Here is a 17,170-nt window from a genome sequence, read left to right as displayed (position 1 = left end):
CAGGGCAACGTCCGATCGTTACCGTTTGATGCCGAGGCTTTTTTCACCCCGCTTGTGTGATTTTTTCGATTTCGAGGGTCAATAGGCTGCCTCTTGACCCAGGCAGCGGCGCCAGTCGGGCCGCTCAACCAGCCTCCCAGGGCCTTGTTTTCCGGGCCTGCGAGCTGCTTTTCAGAATTTCAGGTGGTTTTATGGACAGCATCAACAGCCGCATCGCCGAGGAACTCGGTGTACGCCCACAACAGGTCGAAGCGGCCGTCGCTCTACTGGATGAAGGCTCCACCGTGCCCTTCATCGCCCGTTACCGTAAAGAAGTGACCGGCAGCCTCGACGACACCCAACTGCGTCACCTGGAAGAGCGCCTGCGCTACCTGCGAGAACTCGACGAACGGCGCATCAGCATCCTCGCCAGCATCGAGGAACAAGGCAAGCTGACCCCGCAGTTGGAACGCGATATCAAACTCGCCGACACCAAGACCCGCCTCGAAGACCTCTACCTGCCGTACAAGCAGAAGCGTCGCACCAAGGGCCAGATCGCCCTGGAAGCCGGCCTGGGCGACCTCGCCGACGGCCTGTTCAACGACCCGTCGCTGACCCCGGAAACCGAAGCCGCGCGCTTTATCGATGCCGAAAAAGGCGTTGCCGACGTCAAGGCCGCCCTCGAAGGCGCCAAGTACATCCTCATGGAGCGCTTCGCCGAAGACGCCAGTTTGCTGGAAAAACTGCGTAACTATTTGAAGCAAGAAGCCATCCTCAGCGCCCGCGTCATCGCTGGTAAAGAGGAGGAAGGCGCCAAGTTCCGCGATTACTTCGAACACGACGAACCGCTGAAAAGCATGCCGTCCCACCGTGCGCTCGCCATTTTCCGTGGCCGCAACGAAGGTATTCTCAGCTCCGCGCTGAAGGTCGGCGACGAATTGCCGGGCACCATGCACCCGTGCGAAGGCATGATCGGTCAACAATTCGGCATCCAGAATCAGAACCGTCCTGCGGACAAGTGGCTCGGTGAAGTGGTGCGCTGGACCTGGAAGGTCAAGCTCTACACCCACCTGGAAACCGACCTGCTCGGTGAGCTGCGCGACGGCGCCGAGACAGAGGCGATCAACGTGTTCGCCCACAACCTGCACGACCTGCTGCTGGCCGCCCCGGCCGGCCCGCGCGCCACCCTGGGCCTCGACCCGGGCCTGCGTACCGGCTGCAAGGTCGCCGTGGTCGACTCCACCGGCAAGTTGCTGGACCACGCCACGGTGTATCCGCATGTACCGCACAACAAATGGGACCAGACCCTCGCGATCCTGGCCGCCCTGTGCGCCAAGCACGCGGTGGACTTGATCGCCATCGGCAACGGCACCGCCAGCCGTGAAACCGACAAACTGGCCGCCGAACTGATCAAGAAATACCCCGCCATGAAGATGACCAAAGTCATGGTCTCCGAGGCCGGCGCTTCGGTGTACTCGGCGTCGGAACTGGCCTCCAAGGAATTCCCGGACCTCGACGTGTCGATCCGTGGCGCGGTGTCCATCGCCCGTCGCCTGCAAGATCCACTGGCCGAACTGGTCAAGATCGACCCTAAATCCATCGGCGTCGGCCAGTACCAGCACGACGTGTCGCAGCTGAAACTGGCACGTGGCCTGGACGCAGTGGTGGAAGACTGCGTAAACGCCGTCGGCGTGGATGTGAACACCGCCTCTGTCGCCTTGTTGGCGCGTATTTCCGGTCTCAACGCCACCCTGGCGCAAAATATCGTGAACCACCGCGACGAAAACGGCGCGTTCAAAACCCGTGCAGCGTTGAAAAAAGTCGCACGCCTGGGTGAAAAAACCTTCGAACAGGCCGCCGGTTTCCTACGCGTAATGAACGGCGACAACCCGCTGGATTCCTCCGCGGTTCACCCGGAAGCGTACCCACTGGTGCAACGCATCGCCGCCGAGACCGACCGCGATATCCGTTCGCTGATCGGCGACGCCGCGTTTCTCAAGCGCCTGGATCCGAAGAAGTACACCGACGAAACCTTCGGTGTACCGACCATCACCGACATCCTGCAAGAGCTGGAAAAGCCGGGCCGCGACCCCCGTCCCGAGTTCAAGACCGCCGAGTTCCAGGACGGCGTCGAAGACCTCAAGGACCTGGAGCTGGGCATGATCCTCGAAGGCGTGGTCACCAACGTGACCAACTTCGGCGCCTTTGTGGACATCGGTGTTCATCAGGACGGTTTGGTGCATATCTCCGCGCTTTCGGAGAAGTTCATCAAGGATCCGCGTGAAGCGGTAAAAGCCGGTGACGTGGTCAAGGTCAAGGTCATGGAAGTCGACATCCCGCGCAAACGCGTTGGCCTGTCGATGCGCATGAGCGACACCCCTGGCGAGAAAATCGACGGTGCCCGCGGCGCACGTCCTGGTTCGGCGCCGCGCCAGTCGCAAAACAACGCGCCGCGCAAGGAAACGGCCACCACCGCGCCAAGCAACAACGCCATGGCCTCGCTGTTTGCCAACGCTAAACAGTTGAAGAAACGCTGATGGAAATCCCGGCCGGTTTGACCCAGAGCGCGTTCAGCGAACTGATCGGCTGCCGCCTGCAACGCCTTGAGGAAGGCGTTGCCGAGGTGGCCCTGACCCTGGAGCCGCACCTGCGCAACCGCGCGGGCAAGCTCCATGGCGGGGCGATTTTCAGCCTGGTGGACATTACGATGGGGCTGGCCTGCTCCAGCGCCCATGGTTTCGACCAACAAAGCGCGACCATCGAGTGCAAGATCAACTATATCCGAGCCGTGTCTGACGGTGACGTGCTGTGCACCAGTCGGGTGATCCATGCCGGTCGTCGCACATTGGTGGTCGAGGCGGACGTGTACCAGGACGAAAGACTTGTCGCAAAAGCACAGGGCACCTTCGCTGTCCTATAGCTCCCCACCCCCGATTTGAGTTAATTTCGGCGCTGCAATCACGGCGTCGGAATTTTCTCGCCGCGCTGTAGCCAAATTCATGGAGTGAAGTCGGCATTTTCAGAGCGGGTTAAATCGACTCTAAACCAGGCGATCACGCCAGTTTTAACTTCACCCTTGTAGACCGTCCTGCCCACCCCCATATTGGGGCGACTGACGCGTGAAGGAATCCAACTTGAGCGAACTTCTCAACCGCCGCCTGGCCCTGCTCGGCAAGCGCGAACACCTCTCCCTGCTAGAGCAGTGCTTGCACGGCATCGAGCGCGAATGCCTGCGTGTCACCGGTGAGGGTCGACTGGCGCAAACGCCGCACCCTGAAGCCCTGGGCGCCGCGTTGACCCACGAACAGATCACCACCGACTACTCGGAATCGCTGCTGGAGTTCATCACTCCTGCCCTGCCCAACCCGGCCGATACCCTGAGCAGCCTGGACAAGATCCATCGTTTTGCCTACACCAAGCTCGGCAGCGAATACCTGTGGAGCCCTTCGATGCCGTGCCCGTTGCCGGCCGAGGAAGACATTCCGATTGCCTACTACGGCACGTCCAACATCGGGCAGCTCAAGTACGTGTACCGCAAGGGCCTGGCGCTGCGTTACGGTAAGACCATGCAGTGCATCGCCGGCATCCACTACAACTTTTCCCTGCCGGAACAGTTGTGGCCGCTGTTGAAGGAAACTGAAGGATTTGTCGGCACTGACCGCGATTACCAGTCCAATGCCTATATCGCGCTGATCCGCAATTTCCGTCGCTACAGCTGGTTGCTGATGTACCTGTTCGGTGCTTCGCCTGCGCTGGACGCCGGTTTTCTGCGCGGTCGCTCGCACCAGTTGGAGGTGTTGGACGCCGATACGCTGTACCTGCCCTACGCCACCAGCCTGCGCATGAGCGACCTGGGTTACCAGAGCAACGCCCAAGCGGGCCTGACGCCGTGCTACAACGATCTGAGCAGCTACACCGACAGCCTGCGTGAAGCGGTGGCAACGCCCTACGCGCCTTACGTCGAAGTCGGCACGCATAAGGACGGTGAGTGGGTTCAGCTCAACACCAACATCCTGCAGATCGAGAACGAGTACTACTCCAACATTCGCCCCAAACGCGTGACCTACACCGGCGAACGGCCGATCCAGGCGCTGATGGCCCGTGGCATTCAGTACATCGAAGTGCGTTGCCTGGACATCAACCCGTTCCTGCCGATGGGCATCGACCTGCCGGAATCGCGCTTCCTTGACGCGTTCCTGCTGTACTGCGCGTTGAACGACAGCCCGCTGTTCGCCAACAACGAGTGCGGCAATGCGACCTCCAACTTCCTCAGTGTGGTCAAGGAAGGTCGCCGCCCCGGCCTGCAATTGCAGCGTCAGGGCCAGGCAGTGGACATGAAGGAATGGGCCGCCGAGCTGCTGGAGCAGATTGCTCCGTTGGCTGCTTTGCTCGATGAAGCCCACGGCATCACCGAACACAGCCAGGCGCTGGACGCTCAGTTGGCCAAGGTCGAGGACCCGTCCCTGACGCCATCGGCACAGGTGCTGGCGGCCATGGCCGAGCGCAAAGAGAGTTTTGCGCAGTTCTCCCTGCACCAGAGCCAACTGCATGCCGAGCACTTCCGCAAGGAGCCCTTGCCGGCTGAAGAGCAGGCACGCTTTGAAGAGCTGGCGCGTCAGTCGCTGGTGCAGCAGGCGGAGCTGGAACAGAACGAAGTGGGCGATTTTGATGTGTTTGTCGGGTCATACCAAGCGAGCATTCTGGCGATCAGCAACTAAATCCTTTCGCGGTCCGCTGTGGGAGCTGGCTTGCCTGCGATAGCATCAACTCGGTCTATCTGGAATACCGAGTTGTCTGCATCGCAGGCAAGCCAGCGCCCACATTTGCCCCTCAGCCTGAAGACCGGGTCCCACTTTTCTGCTCATAAGCTAATTCGAAAACGTTATTTATTTTCGGATTCTTAGATCATTTAGTCTCCTCGCATGCCGACCCTCGGCCGCCTGATTGAGGAGCTTCCCCTTGAAACTGCTTACCCCTTTGCGCCTCTTGGCCGCATTGTCCCTGGCCGGTGCCAGCCTGTTTGCCCAGGCGGCGGATGTGACCATTGCTTACCAGACCACCGTAGACCCGGCCAAAGTCGCCCAGGCCGACGGCGCCTACGAAAAAGCCACCAATGCCAAGATCAACTGGCGCAAATTCGACAACGGCGCCGACATCATCGCCGCCATTGCGTCCGGCGACGTGCAGATCGGCTACCTCGGTTCCAGCCCGCTGACCGCGGCGATCACCCGCAAAGTGCCGGTGGAAACCTTCCTCGTCGCCACCCAGATCGGTGGTGCCGAAGCCTTGGTGGCGCGCGACGGCTCGGGGATCAACGGCCCGCAGGACCTGATCGGTAAAAAGGTCGCGGTGCCCTTCGTGTCCACCGGGCACTACAGCTTGTTGGCCGCGCTGAAGCACTGGAACATCGACCCGTCCAAAGTGACCATCCTCAACCTCGCACCACCGGCGATCATCGCCGCCTGGAAGCGCGGTGATATCGACGCGACTTACGTGTGGGACCCCGCCCTGGGCGTGGCCAAGGAAAACGGCAAGGTGCTGATCACCTCCGGCGAACTGGCCAAGTTCGGCGCACCGACCTTCGATGCCTGGATCGTGCGTAAGGATTTTGCCGAGAAGCACCCGCAAATCGTCACGGCTTTTGCCAAAGTCACCCTGGATACCTACGCCGCCTACCGCAAAGACCCGCAAGCCTGGCTCGCCGACAAAGGCAACGTCGACAAACTGGTGAAACTCTCCGGCGCCAAGGCCAGCGACATCCCGCTGCTGCTGCAAGGCAACGTCTACCCGCTGGCCGCCGACCAGGTGACCCTGCTGGGCGCACCGACTACCCAGGCCGTGACCGACACCGCTGCGTTCCTCAAGGAACAAGGCAAAGTCGACGCCGTGCTGCCGGACTACGCCCCTTACATCAGCGCCAAGTTCATTACCCACTGATCAGGAGTTAATTGCGATGGCCTTGCTACAACTGGAGCGCATCAGCGCACAGTACCCAGGCGCCACAGAACCGGTACTGTCCGACATCTCACTCGACCTGGGGCCCCAGCAATTGCTGGTGGCCCTCGGCCCGTCTGGCAGTGGCAAGACTTCGCTGTTGAACCTGATTGCCGGCTTTGTCGAACCGTCTGCCGGGCGCATCACCCTCGATGGCGTGCCGGTCAAAGGCCCGAGCGCCGAGCGCGGCGTGGTGTTTCAGGATGACGCCCTGCTGCCTTGGCAAGACGTGCTGGCCAACGTGGGTTTCGGCCTGGAGCTGGCCGGCGTGTCCAAGGCACAACGTGAAGTGCGCGCTCGGGAAATGCTGGCCCTGGTGGACCTGGCCGGCTTCGACAGTCGTCGTATCTGGCAGCTCTCCGGTGGGCAGAAGCAACGCGTCGGCCTGGCCCGCGCGCTGGCTGCCGATCCTCGCGTACTGCTGATGGACGAACCCTTCGGCGCCCTCGATGCCTTCACTCGCGAACAGATGCAGGAGCTGCTGCTGCAAGTCTGGCGGCGCACGGCCAAGCCGGTGTTCCTGATTACCCACGACATCGAAGAGGCGGTATTCCTCGCCACTGACCTGATCCTGCTGGCGCCCAATCCTGGCCAGATCGTCGAGCGTTTGAGCCTGGACTTCGGCCAACGCTACGCTGCCGGAGAGTCGGCACGGGCGATCAAGTCCGACCCGCGTTTTATCGAAACCCGCGAACACGTGTTGGGCAAAGTGTTCTCCCAACGGCAGGTGTCCGCATGAGCAGCTACGAACTTCCCGTCACGACCGCCAAGCCGGCGGCGCACGCGCCTATCCCAGTGCGTCGCAGCTTGAGCACGCGCTGGATCAGCCTGTTGACCCTGGTCGCCTTGCTGATCATTTGGTGGGCCGTGACCGCTACCGGTGTGATCGAACCGCTGTTCCTGCCGCCGCCGTCCGCCGTACTGCAAAAAGGCTGGCTGCTGGCGACCACGGGCTACATGGACTCCACCTTGTGGCAACACTTGAATGCAAGCCTCAGCCGCATCGGCCTGGGCCTGGGGTTTGCGGTGCTGACCGCCGTGCCGGTGGGGATCGCCATCGGCTCCAACCGTATCGCCCGTGGCATCCTCGACCCGCTGATCGAGTTCTATCGACCGATCCCGCCGCTGGCCTATCTGCCGCTGATCGTGATCTGGTGCGGCATTGGCGAGCTGTCCAAGGTGTTGCTGATTTACCTGGCGATCTTCGCGCCGATTGCCATCGCCACCGCCACCGGTGTGCGCACTGTCGACCCGGCCAAGCTGCGCGCGGCGCAGTCGTTGGGCGCCACCCGTGCCCAGTTGATTCGCCATGTGATCCTGCCGAGTGCCCTGCCCGACATCCTCACCGGCGTCCGCATCGGCCTGGGGGTGGGCTGGTCGACATTGGTCGCCGCCGAGTTGATCGCCGCCACCAGCGGCCTGGGCTTCATGGTGCAATCGGCGGCGCAGTTCCTGGTGACCGATGTGGTGGTGCTGGGCATCCTGGTCATCGCCCTGATCGCCTTCGCCATGGAAATGGGCCTGCGTGCCCTGCAGCGTAAATTAGTGCCCTGGCATGGCCAGGCACATTGAGTGATGAGAACAGTATGAGCAGCCTCACCATTACCCCCTTGAGCACCGCCTTGGGCGCCCAGATCAGTGGCGTCGATATCACCCGACCGCTGAGCCTCGAACAGCGCGACGCCATCGAGCAGGCGTTGCTCACCCACTCGGTGCTGTTCTTCCGCGGCCAGGAAATCAACCCGCAACAACAGGCACGGTTCGCGGCGAATTTCGGTGACCTGCACATCCACCCGATCTACCCCAACGTGCCGGAACAGCCTGAAGTACTGATCCTCGATACCGCCGTCACCGACGTGCGCGACAACGCCGTATGGCACACCGACGTGACCTTCCTGCCCACTCCGGCACTCGGTGCGGTCCTCAGCGCCAAGCAGCTGCCAGCATTTGGCGGCGATACGCTGTGGGCCAGCGGGATTGCGGCGTATGAGGCGTTGTCCAAGCCGTTGCAGCGGTTGCTCGATGGGCTGACGGCGACCCATGACTTTACCAAGTCCTTCCCACTGGAGCGCTTTGGCAACACCGCCGAAGACCTGGCGCGCTGGGAAGAAACCCGCAAGAAGAACCCGCCGCTGTCACACCCGGTGGTGCGCACGCATCCGGTGAGCGGCCGCAAGTCGCTGTTTGTGAGTGATGGGTTTACCACCAGGATCAATGAGCTGGAGCCGGCGGAAAGCGAGGCGATCCTGAAGCTGTTGTTTGCCCACGCAACACGCCCGGAGTTCACCATCCGCTGGCGCTGGCAGGAAAATGACGTGGCGTTCTGGGATAACCGCGTGACGCAGCATTACGCGGTGGACGACTACCGGCCGCAGCGGCGGGTGATGCATCGCGCGACCATTCTTGGGGATGTACCTTTCTAGAGACAACCAGCGATCAAAAGGTAGGAGCGGGCTTGCTCGCGAAGGCAGAGTGTCAGTCAACAGATTCAGCGACTGATCCACTGCATTCGCGAGCAAGCCCGCTCCCACATTGACCGTGTTACGCCAGGTTATTCAGCAGTAGATGGCTTTTCCCACAAGTTGATCCCACCTTCCTGCGCAAACCGATCAATCTCCGCCAGTTCTTCCGCGCTGAAGCTCAGGTTCTTCAACGCACCGACGTTCTCGATAATCTGCTCCGGCCGGCTCGCACCAATCAGCGCACTGGTGACCCGTGGATCACGCAGGGTCCAGGCCAACGCCAGTTGCGCCAGGCTCTGGCCACGACGCTGGGCGATTTCATTCAGCGCCCGCACGTGGGCGATGTTGGCTTCGGACAGGTGCTTGGCCTGCAGCGAACCACCGCCGGGACGGTTCACCCGCGCATCCGCCGGTACGCCGTTGAGGTACTTATCGGTCAGCAGCCCCTGGGCCAACGGCGTGAACGCGATCACGCCAGCGCCGAGTTCTTCGGTGGTGTCCAGCAGGTCTTTTTCCACCCAGCGGTTGAGCAAGTTGTAGGCTGGCTGGTGAATCAACAGCGGCACTTTCCACTCTTTCAGCAGCGCGGCGATTTCGCGGGTTTTGACACCCGAGTAGGACGAGATGCCGATGTACAACGCCTTGCCTTGTTGCACGGCGGTGGCGAGGGCGCTGGCGGTTTCTTCCAGAGGGGTGTCGGCGTCAAAACGGTGGGAGTAGAAAATATCCACGTAGTCGACACCCAGGCGTTGCAGGCTCTGGTCGAGGCTGGCCAGCACGTATTTGCGCGAACCACCGCCCTGGCCGTAGGGGCCGGGCCACATGTCCCAGCCGGCTTTGCTGGAGATGATCAGTTCATCGCGGTAATGCTTGAAGTCTTCGCGCAGCAAACGGCCGAAGTTGATCTCGGCGCTGCCGTAGGGCGGGCCGTAGTTGTTGGCCAGGTCGAAGTGGTTGATGCCCAGGTCAAACGCGGTGCGCAGCAGGGCGCGCTGGGTGTCGATCGGGGTGCTGTCGCCAAAGTTGTGCCACAGGCCCAGGGACAGCGCCGGCAGCACTAATCCACTGCGACCTACGCGGCGGTACGGGATAGATTCATAGCGGTTTTCGGCAGCAATGTAAGTCATCGAATCCTCTCTTGGACGTCGGCAAATAAGGCCTGGGAATAAGGCTATTCCCGGGCCTTTCAACCAGCTGAATCGCTTAAGTCTGCCCGTCCTTTTTACAGCAATTTCCTACCAGAGTGGAACGACATAGCTGACATAGAAGCGGTTTTCATCTTGCACGGTCGCGCCGCTGATGTCCGGGCTGGCGTGGGCGTTTTTCCAGGTAACGCCCAGGCCCTTGAGGGAGCCGGTGGGCACTTGATACGCCACGGCGACGTTGCGTTCCCATTCGCTGGTGGTGCCTTGCGCCGTTCGGATGTCATCGCCGTGGGCGTAGGCGGCTGAGAACGTCAGGCCGGTGAGGCCGAGTTTGCCGAAGTCATATTTGTACTGCGCCAGCCAAGTGCGCTCGCCGGCGTGCTGGAACTTGTTCAATTGCAGGTTGGTGAGTGCCGGGGTGTCGGCGCCTGAGCCTGGACCCTGGCGGTTGTCGCCACTGTTCAGGCCGGAATCCAGGTACGGGAAGTCGCTGTCACCGCTGTTCTTCTGGATACCCAGACCGACGGTATGGCCGTCCAGGCTGTAGCTCTCAAGCAAGCTGGCGGTGGTCTGGTTGATGCGTCCCTTGCTCGCGCCGTCCCCGTAGAGGCCAGAGGCTGCGTAGTCATTGTCGCCAGCCGCGTTGCCGCCCACACTCAAACTGCGGAACACACGCAGATCGGTGTCGATCGCGCCCACGGACAAGGCGTCATGCCGCTTGGCGCCCAGGAAGAACTGCTGGTAGTAATCCTCAAGGTTGGAGTACCACAGGCTGACCGTGGTGTTCTGGATGCCGGTGTAATCCGCACCGCCAAACAGGAAGCGATCGCTCTGTTGGGTGCCCCCGGCGGTGATCATGCCTTGGTCGCCGGTTTCGTTGCGGATCTTGGTCTTGAAGATATCGCCGCCGGTGAAAGTGAAGTCGCTGAGGTCCTTGGACACCAGTTGCACACCGGTGTTGGTCTGCTGGTACAGGCGCCCGTCCGTGTTGGCGAGTATCGGATTGTTGCCGTAGAGCGTGCCGACACGCAGTTCATCCTGGGCGAAACGCATCTTGAACGTCGGGCTCAACACACCGAACTGGTCAGCGGACTTGCCGTTGTCCAGCGGAAACATGCTGCCGGGGTAGCGGCCCTGGTGATCCTTGTCGTTGAGGTCGCCACCGGAGTCCAGCTTCAATCCATAGAACGCCTGCAGGTCCAGGCCAAAACCCACCGGGCCATCGGTGTAGCCGGACTTGAAGTTGAACTCGAACCCCTGGCCCCAATCACGAATGCTGTGGGCCTTGGCGTTGCTGTTCACCACATCACGCCCCTGCTGGTTCAGGTAGCGATTGAGCAAGGTCACATCAGCGTGGCTGTCATCGATAAAGTCGGCGTGGGCGGACAGCATAAAGCTCGCCATGGCGGCACCCACCATAGGGCTTATCAACGTCTTCATTGTTACCGGTCTCCGTCACTGTGCTGAAATGAAAGCGTCAAACGCTTCACACAATTACGCAGTGGCCAGATGACAGTTCCGCGTCAAAACAGCGCCTTGACGGATGAAATTAAGTTTAAAAAAGCCCCGTAGAACGGGGCTTTGCGGGGAGTTGAGCGTCAGCGCACCAAGTGCAGGAACTGCAGGTGCCGCTCGTACTGGTCGAGGATGTCGTTGATGATCTGTTCCTTGGTGTAGCCCACCAAGTCATAGTCCTGGCTGCCCTCGGCCAAGTGCACTTCCGCACGGTAGTAGCGGCGGTTGTTGATCTCTTTGGAGCCCATGCCACCACGGGCAAATGACGGCGTGAAGTAGCCGCGCATCTGCACCTGGTAGACGAATGGACGCTCCTCGCCATGGCCGATTTCCAGGCTGACGCTGTCGTTGGACGGGTCAGGCTGAGTGACCACGTTCAGGCCTTTCTCGACGAACACCGCCGTCACCTCTTCAATCGCCGGGCGAACCGTCGATTCAAGGAAGCGATACACCTCATCCCGCGAAGGGAAGTGCACCGCCTGGCTCAAGCGCTGACGCCAGCCACCACGTCCCTTGCGTGCAGCAGAGACCGGTGCCAGCGAATGCAGCTGGGCGATCTGCTTCTGCGACTCCAGGTAGAACGCCTTGTGCAGCCCCCACATCATCAGCAGCAGGATCATCGAAAACGGTAACGAGGTCAGCACCACCGCTGACTTGAGCGAATCAATACTGCCCGCAAACAGCAAGGCACTGGTGACCAGCGCGGTCATCGCACCCCAGAACACCCGCAGCCATTTCGGCCCGTCTTCATCGGCGTTGCCTCCTTTGGACGACAAGGTAGACAGCACCACGGTGCCCGAGTCGGCGGAGGTTACGAAGAACACGAAGCTGATGAACACCGTGACCGCGATAACCGTCTTGCTCCACGGGTAGGTTTCCAGCAGCAGGTACAGACTCATCGACGGGTCATCAATGGCCGACTGGCCGAGTGCGACCAGCCCGTGGTTGAGCACCTGGTCGATGGCGCTGTTGCCGAAAATCGACATCCACGCCAGGGTGAAACCCAGCGGGATCAGCAGCACGCCGAACACGAACTCGCGGATGGTACGCCCCCGGGAAATACGCGCGATAAACAGGCCCACAAACGGCGACCATGCGATCCACCAGGCCCAGTAGAACACCGTCCAACCGCCGAGCCAGTCGCTGGGCTTGTCATAGGCGTACACGTCGAAACTCTTGGTCGGCAAGGCGCCCAGGTAGTCACCGATGTTCTGGATCAGGGTGTTGAGCAAATGCTGGGTGGGCCCGGCGAACAACACGAACAGCAGCAGCGCACAGGCCAGCAGCATGTTGATGTCGGACATCACCCGCACGCCTTTGTCGACGCCGGCCACGGCGACGATGATCGCGGCGCCCATCATCAGCGTGATCAAACCGACCTGGATCCACTGGGTATGGGCGATGCCAAACAGGTAGTCGAGGCCGGAGTTGAGGTGCAACACGCCGAAGCCCATGTCGGCGCCAAGCCCGAACACCGTAGCGATGATGCCAAAGCCATCCACCGCGTAACCGATCGGACCGTTGATGCGCTTGCCGATCAGCGGGTACAGCGCCGAACGCAGCGCCAGCGGCAAGTTATGCCGGTAGGCGAAATACGCCAGGGCCATGCCGACAAACGCGAACACCCCCCAACCGTGCAGGCCCCAGTGCAGAAACAGGATCTGCATGGCCTGGCGGGCGGCATCGGCGTTCATCGGTGCGCCTTGCGGCGGTTGCACCAGGTGTGTCAGCGGCTCGGACACGCAGAAGAAAAACAGCGTGATGCTGATCCCGGCGGCGAACAACATGCCGGCCCAGGACAGGTAACTGAATTCGGGCTCGTCGTGGTCGGCACCGAGTTTTATCTTGCCGTAGCCCGATAGCGCGGTGACCACCACGAAGACCAGATACAGGGTCATCGCCAGCATGTAGTACCAGCCGACCGTATTGGCCGCCCAGTTTTGCGCCGCCAGCAGCCAGGCACCGGCCTGTTGCGGGATAGCGATGACAGTGATACCGAACAGCAGGATAAACGTCGCGGCAAAGTAGAAAACCGGCGCATTCATGCGCACTTGGCCGCTGGTAGGGGTGGACGATGCACTCATGAACGATGCACCCCGAGGGTATGAGATGTGGCTGTAAATAACGGACTCAGCAAAGGTAAGCCTCCTGTTGTGAGCGGGCAGCGAACCACCGGGTTTAACTTGAACGAGCATTCAAGTTAAACATAGGAAGGCGGTCTGGGACTAATCGCAGGGCCGAGTGGTAGATAATTCCTACACTAGCTCAAGGACTGGTATGACGGGTGCGGGAGGCAAATCGTTCAGCGATTACTGGCACAAATACGCGCTCCCACAGAGGATTGTGCGGGTTCGTTACTTTTGCGCGCCATCCTCATGCTGCAGGTTCGCCTGGGTGATATTCGCCCCCGCCGGCACGCTGCGGGTCAGCCACACGTTGCCGCCAATGGTCGACCCCTTGCCGATGGTGATGCGCCCCAGAATCGTCGCGCCGGCGTAGATCACCACGTCATCCTCGACAATCGGGTGACGTGGGTGGCCTTTCTGCAGCTGTCCGTCCTCATCCGCCGGGAAGCGCTTGGCGCCCAAAGTCACGGCCTGGTAGATGCGCACACGCTCGCCGATGATCGCGGTCTCGCCGATCACCACGCCGGTCCCGTGGTCGATAAAGAAGCTCGGGCCGATCTGTGCGCCGGGATGGATATCGATCCCCGTGGCCGAATGGGCGATCTCGGCGCTGATCCGCGCCAACAGCGGCAAGCCGGCGCGGTACAGGTGGTGAGCCAGGCGGTGGTGAATCACCGCCAGGACGCCGGGGTAGCACAACAGCACTTCATCCACACTGCGCGCGGCCGGGTCGCCGTGGTAGGCAGCTAGCACGTCGGTGTCCAACAAGCTCCGCAGGGACGGCAAGGCCAGGGCGAAATCCTGGATCAGGCGAATGGCGAGCACATCGACTTCGCTGTCATCCTTGGCGCCCTGCCGTGCGGCGTAGCGCAGTTCCAGACGGGCCTGGCCGAGCAAGGCATTCAACGCCACATCGAGGGTATGGCCGACGTAGAAATCTTCACTCTCTTCACGCAGGTCCACCGGCCCCAGGCGCATGGGAAACAGTGCACCGCACAACGACTCGAGAATCTGCGCGACCGCCTCGCGGGACGGCAACTCGCGGCCGCCATGCTCGCCACTCAAACGCCCATTGCGCGTTCGCCACTGGTCCCGGGCGCTGCGCAGTTGGCTGACGATGGTCTGTAATTGCCAATGACTGGAACGCTCACTCACGGTACTCACTCCTGAGGAAATGGCCATCACTTTACGGTATGCACCCTGGCCGCCCTTAAGAACCAATGGTGTGGTATCAAGAACCATCAGGAATAAGCGATTGACGGTTGCCCGATGAAAAGTGCCTGCCTATAGTCGCCCCATACTTATCAACCGTGCGTAGCCATGATCAAACAACAGCTCGACCGTTTTAACCGCCTGGAACTGCTGGGCGGCGCCACTGCCCTGGAAAAACTGGAGCGGCTGTCGGCCTGGTTGGGCAGGGACATCTACGTCAAGCGCGACGACACCACACCGCTGGCCATGGGCGGCAACAAGCTGCGCAAACTTGAATACCTCGCCGCAGATGCCCTCGCCCAAGGCGCCGACACCCTTGTAACCGCTGGCGCTATCCAATCCAACCACGTGCGCCAGACCGCCGCGCTGGCCGCCAAACTCGGCCTGGGCTGCGTGGCCCTGCTGGAAAACCCCACCGGCACCGAAGACCCCAATTACCTGGGCAACGGCAACCGTCTGCTGCTGGAGCTGTTCGACGCCAAAGTGGAACTGGTGGAGAACCTCGACAACGTCGACGACCAACTCAACGCCCTCGCCGACCGCCTGCGCAACAACGGCAAGAAGCCATACCTGGTGCCGATCGGCGGCTCCAATGCCCTCGGTGCATTGGGTTATGTACGCGCCGGGCTGGAACTGGCCGGGCAAATCGAAGACAGCGGCATCGAGTTCGCCGCGGTCGTCCTGGCCTCCGGCAGCGCGGGGACGCACAGTGGCTTGGCGTTGGCCTTGAGCGAAGTGCTGCCGAACCTGCCCGTGATCGGTGTGACCGTCTCGCGCACCGACGAAGCCCAGCGCCCGAAAGTAGCAGGCCTGGCCGAACGCACCGCCGAGTTGCTGGGGGTGGAGATTCCCGAGGCGTTCAAGGTGATTCTGTGGGACGAGTACTTCGGCCCGCGCTACGGTGAACCGAACGCCGGCACCTTGGCAGCGATCAAGCTGCTGGCGAGCCAGGAAGGCCTGCTCCTGGACCCGGTCTACACTGGCAAGGCCATGGCCGGCTTGCTGGATGGCATCGGGCGTCAGCGATTTGAAGACGGGCCGATCATTTTCCTGCATACCGGTGGCGCGCCAGCGTTGTTCGCTTATGACTCGGCATTCTAAAAAAAACGGACCCAGTTATTCTTAAAGCGAATAACTGATTTATTTTATATTATTTTCAAGTCTTAAAAACCGGCCTTATAGTCGCGCCGTAGGCGAAGACGCGCTACGCGCTTTAAGGCAGGATACGACCACTGCGTCACCTGCTTCGCTCAACATAAAAAACACAGGGGCTCTTCATGACTATTTCTGTATTCCGTCGCACGTTGTTGGTTGGCACTTTGGGCCTGGCACTCGGGGCTGGCCTGCTGGGCCAGGCAGTGGCTGGCGAGCAGTTGGATAACATCAAGAAAGCGGGCGAGATCAAGATCGGCCTGGAAGGCACCTACCCACCGTTCAGCTTCGTCGATGAAAGCGGCAAACTCAGCGGTTTCGAAGTGGAGCTGTCCGAAGCGCTGGCCAAGGAGCTGGGCGTGAAGGTCAAGCTGCAGGCCACCCCATGGGATGGCATCCTCGCCGCCCTGGAATCCAAGCGTCTGGATGCGGTCGTCAACCAAGTGACCATCTCTGAAGAGCGCAAGAAAAAGTACGATTTCTCCAAGCCTTACACCGTCTCCGGTATTCAGGCGCTGGTCCTGACCAAGAACGTCGGCACCATCAAGACCGCTGACGACCTGGCTGGCAAGAAAGTCGGTGTGGGCCTGGGTACCAACTACGAGCAATGGCTCAAGGACAATCAGCCTAAAGCCATCATCAAGACTTACAACGACGACCCGACCAAGTTCCAGGACCTGCGTATCGGCCGTATCGACACCATCCTGATCGACCGCCTGGCCGCCCTGGAATACGCCAAGAAAGCCAAGGACACCTCGGTGACCGGCGACGCCTTCTCCCGTCAGGAAGCCGGTATTGCCCTGCGCAAAGGCGAGCCAGAACTGCTCGACGCCGTGAACAAGGCCCTCGACAAACTGCGCGCCGACGGGACCTTGAAGAAGCTGTCCGAGAAGTACTTCAACGCTGACGTCACTCAATAATGGAAGCAGGTTTCCAACTCGCGCTGGACTCCGCGCCCTTTCTGCTCAAGGGCGCGTATTACACGGTGATCCTCAGCCTCGGCGGGATGTTTTTCGGTTTGCTGCTGGGCTTCGGCCTGGCCTTGATGCGCCTGTCGCGCTTCAAGCTGGTGAGCTGGCTCGCCCGAGTCTACGTGTCGTTCTTTCGCGGCACGCCCTTGCTGGTGCAGCTGTTCTTGATCTACTACGGCTTGCCGCAAGTGGGCATCGAGCTGGATCCGATCCCCGCCGCCATGATCGGCTTTTCGCTGAACATGGCCGCCTACGCCTGTGAAATCCTGCGCGCCGCCATCGGCTCCATCGAGCGCGGCCAATGGGAAGCTGCGGCCAGTATCGGCATGACCCGCGCGCAGACCCTGCGCCGGGCCATCCTGCCGCAGGCCATGCGCACGGCCTTACCGCCGCTGGGCAACAGCTTCATTTCGCTGGTCAAGGACACGGCGCTGGCGGCCACTATCCAGGTGCCCGAGCTGTTCCGCCAGGCGCAATTGGTGTCGGCACGGACCTTCGAAATCTTCACCATGTATCTCTCCGCAGCGCTGATCTACTGGATTTTGGCGAGCATCCTGGCGCATTTGCAGAATCGCCTGGAAGACCGGGTCAACCGGCATGACCTGGAGTCCTGA

The 17,170-nt window shown here is 61.1% G+C and carries 14 protein-coding genes; 10 read left to right on the top strand and 4 right to left on the bottom strand.

Features of this window, described 5'->3' with window-relative positions:
* The first annotated feature begins 191 nt into the window (after nucleotides 1–191).
* The 7 genes from AC4PS7_RS18555 (at nucleotide 192) to tauD (ending at nucleotide 8,396) form a co-directional block, all read left to right on the top strand.
* Nucleotides 192–2,516 (top strand): Tex family protein, encoded by a 2,325-nt coding sequence (locus AC4PS7_RS18555; RefSeq protein WP_042571308.1) that lies wholly within the window; start codon nucleotides 192–194, stop codon nucleotides 2,514–2,516.
* Entirely contained in the window at nucleotides 2,516–2,899 is a 384-nt protein-coding gene (locus AC4PS7_RS18550) for a PaaI family thioesterase (protein ID WP_021491616.1), read from the top strand. The genes AC4PS7_RS18555 and AC4PS7_RS18550 overlap by 1 nt, the downstream gene beginning before the upstream one ends.
* A gap of 214 nt (nucleotides 2,900–3,113) precedes the next feature.
* A complete protein-coding gene (gshA, locus tag AC4PS7_RS18545; protein ID WP_010214098.1) occupies nucleotides 3,114–4,697 on the top strand; it encodes a glutamate--cysteine ligase in 1,584 nt (527 codons plus the stop codon).
* Nucleotides 4,698–4,938: 241 nt separating this feature from the next.
* Nucleotides 4,939–5,916, top strand: a complete 978-nt coding sequence (tauA, locus tag AC4PS7_RS18540; RefSeq protein WP_042571307.1) for a taurine ABC transporter substrate-binding protein — start codon at nucleotides 4,939–4,941, stop codon at nucleotides 5,914–5,916.
* A 16-nt stretch (nucleotides 5,917–5,932) separates the two neighbouring features.
* Nucleotides 5,933–6,712: a taurine ABC transporter ATP-binding subunit gene (gene tauB / locus AC4PS7_RS18535; RefSeq protein WP_021491618.1), complete on the top strand. Its 780-nt coding sequence runs from the start codon at nucleotides 5,933–5,935 to the stop codon at nucleotides 6,710–6,712.
* The gene (tauC, locus tag AC4PS7_RS18530) at nucleotides 6,709–7,545 is read left to right on the top strand and encodes a taurine ABC transporter permease TauC (protein WP_021491619.1); all 837 of its coding nucleotides are present in this window, start codon (nucleotides 6,709–6,711) and stop codon (nucleotides 7,543–7,545) included. Before tauB ends, tauC begins: the two co-directional genes overlap by 4 nt.
* Nucleotides 7,546–7,559: 14 nt before the next feature.
* A complete protein-coding gene (gene tauD / locus AC4PS7_RS18525; protein WP_010214103.1) occupies nucleotides 7,560–8,396 on the top strand; it encodes a taurine dioxygenase in 837 nt (278 codons plus the stop codon).
* Nucleotides 8,397–8,524: 128 nt separating this feature from the next.
* On the opposite strand, the gene mgrA is transcribed toward tauD, so the two are convergent.
* From mgrA to epsC, 4 genes are all read right to left on the bottom strand, one after another.
* Nucleotides 8,525–9,562 (bottom strand): L-glyceraldehyde 3-phosphate reductase, encoded by a 1,038-nt coding sequence (gene mgrA / locus AC4PS7_RS18520; RefSeq protein ID WP_010214105.1) that lies wholly within the window; start codon nucleotides 9,560–9,562, stop codon nucleotides 8,525–8,527.
* 108 nt (nucleotides 9,563–9,670) lie between these two features.
* The gene (locus AC4PS7_RS18515; protein ID WP_082054428.1) at nucleotides 9,671–10,999 is read right to left on the bottom strand and encodes an OprD family outer membrane porin; all 1,329 of its coding nucleotides are present in this window, start codon (nucleotides 10,997–10,999) and stop codon (nucleotides 9,671–9,673) included.
* Nucleotides 11,000–11,178: 179 nt separating this feature from the next.
* Nucleotides 11,179–13,140: a choline BCCT transporter BetT gene (gene betT / locus AC4PS7_RS18510; RefSeq protein WP_206759194.1), complete on the bottom strand. Its 1,962-nt coding sequence runs from the start codon at nucleotides 13,138–13,140 to the stop codon at nucleotides 11,179–11,181.
* Nucleotides 13,141–13,449: 309 nt separating this feature from the next.
* A complete protein-coding gene (gene epsC, locus AC4PS7_RS18505; RefSeq protein WP_010214109.1) occupies nucleotides 13,450–14,376 on the bottom strand; it encodes a serine O-acetyltransferase EpsC in 927 nt (308 codons plus the stop codon).
* Nucleotides 14,377–14,541: 165 nt separating this feature from the next.
* Between epsC and AC4PS7_RS18500 the strand changes: the two genes are divergently transcribed.
* The 3 genes from AC4PS7_RS18500 (at nucleotide 14,542) to tcyL (ending at nucleotide 17,170) form a co-directional block, all read left to right on the top strand.
* The gene (locus AC4PS7_RS18500; protein ID WP_183703037.1) at nucleotides 14,542–15,534 is read left to right on the top strand and encodes a D-cysteine desulfhydrase; all 993 of its coding nucleotides are present in this window, start codon (nucleotides 14,542–14,544) and stop codon (nucleotides 15,532–15,534) included.
* 176 nt (nucleotides 15,535–15,710) lie between these two features.
* The gene (tcyJ, locus tag AC4PS7_RS18495) at nucleotides 15,711–16,505 is read left to right on the top strand and encodes a cystine ABC transporter substrate-binding protein (protein ID WP_010214111.1); all 795 of its coding nucleotides are present in this window, start codon (nucleotides 15,711–15,713) and stop codon (nucleotides 16,503–16,505) included.
* A complete protein-coding gene (gene tcyL / locus AC4PS7_RS18490) occupies nucleotides 16,505–17,170 on the top strand; it encodes a cystine ABC transporter permease (RefSeq protein ID WP_010214112.1) in 666 nt (221 codons plus the stop codon). Before tcyJ ends, tcyL begins: the two co-directional genes overlap by 1 nt.

This window comes from Pseudomonas sp. DW-iso3, assembly GCF_058725305.1.
Note: the sequence above shows the minus strand (reverse complement) of the source record. Positions and strands in the feature narration are given on the sequence as shown.